Here is a 1,886-nt window from a genome sequence, read left to right as displayed (position 1 = left end):
ATAGCGTAAAGGTGTATGGGCATTGTCTGAATTCATCTTGATCTCCTCCGAATGAAAAGAGGGCATTCGTATTAAATCGCCATGTTATTCAATTTTTTCGACAGCGAATCAGTTACTTAGTTCCTATACAGCGTCTGAAAAAACCAGGTCTCCCTGATGTTGCAAGTTGACTTCGAAATTCGTTTCGCCAACCTTGACGTTTGGCATGTGAACAATGCTAGTCGCTGGGTCATAGGTGTCATTTGCCAGCAAGTAAGCGGGCAATGCAAGAAGGGCTGCTACCAATAGATTTCTCATGATTCTCATGACGCTCAACTAAGACAAGAATTTAGCATTAAGAACAGGGAGAAATTCCACTTATAAGTTTTGCGGCGTTCATCGCGTCTTCCTCCGTGAAGAAAAAAGCGTTCCTAGTCTCAGGACTCGTTTCGCCATTCTCATAAAAGTCAGCCCTAAGATACTGGGATGTGCTGCCACATACTACAGCTATTAAGGATGGGTCGCCGTCAAAGTATAAACCGCCATTCGAATCGACATCATAGGTTAGAGTTTCGTTCTGGTAATTCAAGAGCCCTGTGACGATGGCGGTCCCGTCAGCCTCAAAAACGATCTTTGCAACGACGGGCACATCGCCGTCCATGTCGTTACCATAACTGTCGAAGCCTCCTCCGTACCAAACATCATAAAGCGTCTTCCCATTCAGCCACTCCATTGAGAAACGCTCTGGCATGATGATCGGATCGGCACTGGCGACTGAAAAAACCAGGTCTCCCTGATGTTGCAAGTTGACTTCAAAATTCGTTTCGCCAACCTTGACGTTTGGCATGTGGACAATGCCAGTCGCTGGGTCATAGGTGTCATTTGCCAGCAAATACGCTGGAAACACACAAAAGACCACTGCCAGTATTCGTTTCATGATTTTTTCCATTGCTTGAGTGCTATAGCTAAGATGCACGCACAGAAGGATCAAACCAACGAATTGAATTGATCATCAGCCCTGCGCGCGGCTATCTGAATCTAGACCCAAAAACCACAAATCGTCTTGCGTTGCTGAGAGTTCTTGTCCTGAAATGAGAGCCAGTGCCCATAAAGCAAAAAAATCCCCGTCACCGGAAACAGGACGAGGATTTTTTCGTATTGATTTTCTGGAACAGGAGCAAACCACCGACCAAGTGTGATCAACGGTTCGAGGGAAGTTGAGCGGATCATGCCAACCGTAGAGATCGAGGGTATCCGGTACCGGAAATGCGCCGGAGCCGTTGACTAGCGGGCATAAAAAATCCCCGTCTCCGCTAGAAGACGAGGATTTCCTTCACGTTTTTGGCTCCCTGGGACGGGCTCGAACCGCCGACCTAGTGATTAACAGTACCAGAAACCGTCTTGGCTGGCCGCTGAACGTCACAGAAAAAGAACCGTCTTTCTTGTGCTCAGAGGGGTTCCCAGTCGAAACCGGTTAGTGCCCTTATCTATAGGATGACCTTTTCCTTAAACCGCTGATTTAAAAGCGCAATAATTTCTCACCATCCTATAGATTTTGCCATACCAGCGCGCGCGTTGGTTGCATGAGAGTCGTTTCTGTTCGCGGTGGAGGGGGCGAATGTGGTCGAGATGAAGCGGAGGCACGGGCATGAATCAGCGGATCATGCTAACGCTTGATGATAGTAACGAACGCCGTTGGTATCCTGGAATGATTCGAACCTTCGCCGACAAAGCCACCGCCGCGCTGTTCGCTGGAAAGCGGGTGAAGGCGTGGGGGCCGGAGCCAATGCCATGGACTTAAGCCGCCCGGCAGTAAGCCGGGTGGAATCTAGGCTTGAGCTTGCCGGGATTGCGGCGTGGAAATTGTCGGTCTGGCCGTACCGCCTCGACGGCATCGGAAAGCGTGA

1 protein-coding gene is annotated in these 1,886 nt (G+C 49.4%); it reads right to left on the bottom strand.

The genetic code is table 11. The features are described from left to right. Positions 1–334: 334 nt before the first annotated feature. Positions 335–916, bottom strand: a complete 582-nt coding sequence (locus G3480_RS26380) for a hypothetical protein (RefSeq protein ID WP_164657165.1) — start codon at positions 914–916, stop codon at positions 335–337. Positions 917–1,886 lie beyond the last annotated feature (970 nt).

Source organism: Thiorhodococcus mannitoliphagus (genome assembly GCF_010915725.1).
In the GTDB taxonomy this organism is placed as follows: domain Bacteria; phylum Pseudomonadota; class Gammaproteobacteria; order Chromatiales; family Chromatiaceae; genus Thiorhodococcus; species Thiorhodococcus mannitoliphagus.
The sequence above is the reverse complement of the archived record's forward strand: the minus strand, read 5'-3'. Positions and strand labels throughout refer to the sequence as shown.